Source organism: Streptomyces sp. NRRL B-24572 (genome assembly GCF_002156145.1).
Taxonomy (GTDB): Bacteria; Actinomycetota; Actinomycetes; order Streptomycetales; family Streptomycetaceae; genus Streptomyces; species Streptomyces vietnamensis.
On the sequence record NZ_MWIG01001035.1, the window covers coordinates 1 to 3,558 of the forward strand.

General features: G+C 71.5%; 4 protein-coding genes. 3 read left to right on the plus strand and 1 reads right to left on the minus strand.

The features are described 5' to 3' along the window. Positions 1-235 precede the first annotated feature (235 nt). A complete protein-coding gene (locus CCN56_RS39810) occupies positions 236-622 on the plus strand; it encodes an SsgA family sporulation/cell division regulator (protein ID WP_086832450.1) in 387 nt (128 codons plus the stop codon). A 267-nt stretch (positions 623-889) separates the two neighbouring features. After that, entirely contained in the window at positions 890-2,536 is a 1,647-nt protein-coding gene (locus CCN56_RS39815) for an ABC-F family ATP-binding cassette domain-containing protein (protein WP_179200159.1), read from the plus strand. 75 nt (positions 2,537-2,611) lie between these two features. Here the strand turns inward: CCN56_RS39815 and CCN56_RS39820 are convergent, their stop codons facing one another. Further along, complete coding sequence (locus CCN56_RS39820; protein WP_256962429.1) at positions 2,612-3,085, minus strand: ATP-binding protein; 474 nt, start codon at positions 3,083-3,085, stop codon at positions 2,612-2,614. Between the two features lie 180 nt (positions 3,086-3,265). Here CCN56_RS39820 and CCN56_RS39825 point away from each other — a divergent pair. Beyond that, a partial coding sequence (locus tag CCN56_RS39825) for a helix-turn-helix transcriptional regulator (RefSeq protein ID WP_143664814.1) occupies positions 3,266-3,558 on the plus strand: 293 nt, incomplete at its 3' end.

Genomic DNA, 3,558 nt, shown 5'->3' on the forward strand with positions numbered 1-3,558 from the left:
GCGGACACCCACCCACCCCGGCCGTACGCGCAGCGACGCCCGACGGCATCGGCCGACGACGGCGTTCGCGCCGGACGCGCTTGAGAGACCGCCGGACGTGCTCGAGAGACCGGTGACGCAGCTCACGTGAGTCGCGAGTGCACGTTCCGGTCGTCCCGCTCGTCTAGAGGGGTGTCAGGTGCCCTGGTGTCGGGGAGACGCACAGGATCCGAAGCCCGCGTGAGAGGAGCCGGTCTTGTCCGCCGTCATCGAGCAGGCCGTGCAGGCCCGTCTGGTCGCGTCCGCGCCCCGGATGGAGACCGTCCCCGCCACCCTGCGGTACGACCGCGAGGATCCGTACGCCGTGAGCATGGCCTTCCCGCCGCCGGCNNTCGCGCGCGAGCTGCTCGTCCAGGGGGTCGAGCGCCCGGCCGGGGTCGGGGACGTGCGCCTGCGTCCGTACGGGTACGACCGCACGGTGGTCGAGTTCCACGCCCCGGAGGGGGTGGCCATGGTCCACGTCCGGACCTCCGAGCTGCGCCGCTTCCTGGAGCGCTCGCAGCACCTGGTGCCGGCGGGGCGCGAGCATCAGTACCTGGACTGGGACCAGGGCCTGGCGGAGCTGCTCCGTGACCGCCCGTAGGCCGCCCGTGGACCGCCCGTAGGGGAATCCGCGTCAAATCGTTTGCCGCCCCTCCGGACCGGGGCGTACGGTCGGTCCTGACCTTGTCGTCACCCGATCGGAGAAGGACGTTGCTCGTCTGAGGTTGCGAGACACCGAGCCGCGCGTGCCCCCTGTGCCGCGTGTGCCGTTCTCGACCTCGGCGTACGAGCCGTTCTCCACACTGCCCGCGCCCCGGTGTCTCCCGCGTTGCTCCTTTTTCCACGCTTACGCGACCCGGAGGCCTGCATGGCGCATCACCACCCCACTTTCATCACCTGTTCCTCCCTCTCCTTCTCCTGGCCGGACGGCACCGAGGTCTTCGACGGCTTCCGGCTCTCCGTCGGCCCCGGCCGCACCGGCCTCGTCGGGCTCAACGGCTCCGGCAAGTCCACGCTCCTGAAGCTGGTGGCGGGCGAACTGACCCCGCAGGACGGCACGGTCCGGGTCACCGGCGAGCTCGGATACCTTCCGCAGAACCTGGTCCTGGACACCGCACGACGGGTGGACGAGATCCTCGGCATCGCCGCGAAGCGGGCCGCCCTGCACGCCATCGAGGCGGGCGACCCCGCGGAGGAGCACTTCACCGCGATCGGCGACGACTGGGACGTGGAGGAGCGGGCCCGGGCCGTCCTCGACCAGCTCGGGCTCGACCACGTCGGCCTGGACCGGACCGTCGGCGAGATCTCCGGCGGCGAGTCCGTGCTGCTGCGCCTCGCCGCGCTGCTGCTCGCCCGACCTGACGTACTCCTGCTCGACGAGCCCACCAACAACCTCGACCTGCACGCCCGCGCCCGCCTCTACGAGGCGGTGGAGAAGTTCTCCGGGGTCCTGGTCGTGGTCAGCCACGACCGTGAACTCCTGGAGCGGGTCGACCAGATCGCCGACCTGCGCGACGGCGAGGTCGACTGGTACGGCGGCAACTGGTCCGCGTACGAGACGGCGCTCGCCGCCGAACAGGAGGCGGCGGAGCGGATGGTGCGGGTCGCCGAGGCCGACGTGCAGCGACAGAAGCGCGAACTGTCCGAGTCCCAGATGAAGTCGGCCCGTCGCAGGCGGTACGGGCAGAAGAGCTTCGAGAACAAGGTCGCGTCGAAGCTCGTGGCCAACAGCAACAAGCGGGCCGCGCAGGTCACGGCCGGCAAGCAGAAGGCGCTGCACGCGGAGCGCCTCTCGGAGGCGCGGGAGCGGCTCGACGCGGCGGTGGAGGCGGTACGGGACGACGACGAGATCCGCGTCGAGCTGCCCCGCACCTCGGTGCCGCCGGGCCGCGAGGTGCTCCACCTTCGGGAGCTCGAACTGCGGTACGGGGCCCGGGTCGACGGCGAGTTCGACCTGCGGGGCCCGGAGCGGATCGCCCTGGTCGGCCGGAACGGCGCCGGGAAGACGACACTGCTCCGGACGATCGCCGGGGAGCTGGAGCCGCTGTCGGGCGAGGTCGAGAGGAAGGTGCCGCTTCGCTTCCTGCCGCAGCGGCTCGACGTGCTCGACGACGAGCTGAGCGTGGTGGACAACGTGGCCCGTTTCGCGCCCGCGGCGACGCCGAACACGATCAGGGCCCGGCTCGCCCGGTTCCTCTTCCGGGGGGCGCGGGCGGATCAGCCCGTCGGCACCCTGTCGGGCGGGGAACGGTTCCGGGCGACCCTGGCCGCACTGCTCCTCGCGGAACCGGCTCCACAGCTGCTGATGCTGGACGAGCCGACGAACAACCTGGACATGGCGTCGGTACGGAAGCTGACGGCGGCCCTCGACGCCTACGAGGGGGCGCTGATCGTGGCGAGCCACGACGTGGCGTTCCTGGAGTCGCTGGGGATCACGCGCTGGCTGCTGCTCGACGGTGAGCTGCGGCCGACGACGGCGGAGGAGGTCAGGGGGACGGCCCCGAACCCGGCCTGATCCGAAGGGCTGACGAGGGAGAAGGACCAGTGGTGGAGAAGGACCGGTGAGGGGGGGAGCAGTGGTGGAGGAGGACTAGTGGTGGAGTAACGCCCAGGACTTGGTGCCTCCGCCGGGGGTGAGGACGGGGGCGAGTCCCCAGTCCCCACCGTGCTCGTCGACCGCCGCGGCCAGCAGCCACATGCTGCGGCTGCGGCGGTCGCGGCATTCCTCGGCCGCATGGGGCGAGGAATGGGCCGGATGCTGGTCGTAGAGGACGATCCGCAGGGCCTCGAACTGCCAGCGGACGCGCAGGATCATCTCGCGGTCGGGGGTGAACCGGTAGGCGGCGGAGACGAGTTCGGAGGCGGCGAGGGCGGCGGTCTCGCAGAGGTGGGAGAGGCCGTGGCCGGTGAGGAGCGAGCGGACCGCCTCGCGCGCGAGTTTCGCGCAGTAGGCGCCGCCCGGGAGCAGCATCGAGTAGCTGAGGTTCTCCGTGGCGGGAGGTACGGGCCCGGCCGCGGCGGCGGTCGGGAGGCAACGCAGTGCGCCCTTCATCGGTTTGCTCACATTTCCTGGTGCATGGGGGGTACGCGCACACGGGAACGGTAGCCCCGTGTGAGACTTGCACTACCGACCGTAGCGTACGACCGGAGCACGGTGCTACTACTTCCGGGTAGACGTGCCATTCCGGCCAAAACGACGGCTCACCGGGAGCCGTGGCGTCACCGAGTGAAAGGGAGGCGGAGCGTGCCACCCAGGAGCAGCCCGACCGCACGACAGCAGCGCCTCGGGAGCGAACTGCGCAGACTGCGCGAACAGTCGGGGATGTCGGCCCAGCAGGCCGCCGCCCTCCTGGGCGTCGACCGCACCCGCATCCCGAACATCGAGTCGGGCCGCTTCGGGATCAGCGCCGAACGCGTCCGCACCCTCGCCTTCAACTACGGCTGCCCGGACACCGGACTCGTCGACCTGCTCGCCGGCATGGCCCACGAGCGGGACCGGGGCTGGTGGGAGGAGCACCGCGGGCTGCTGCCGCCCGC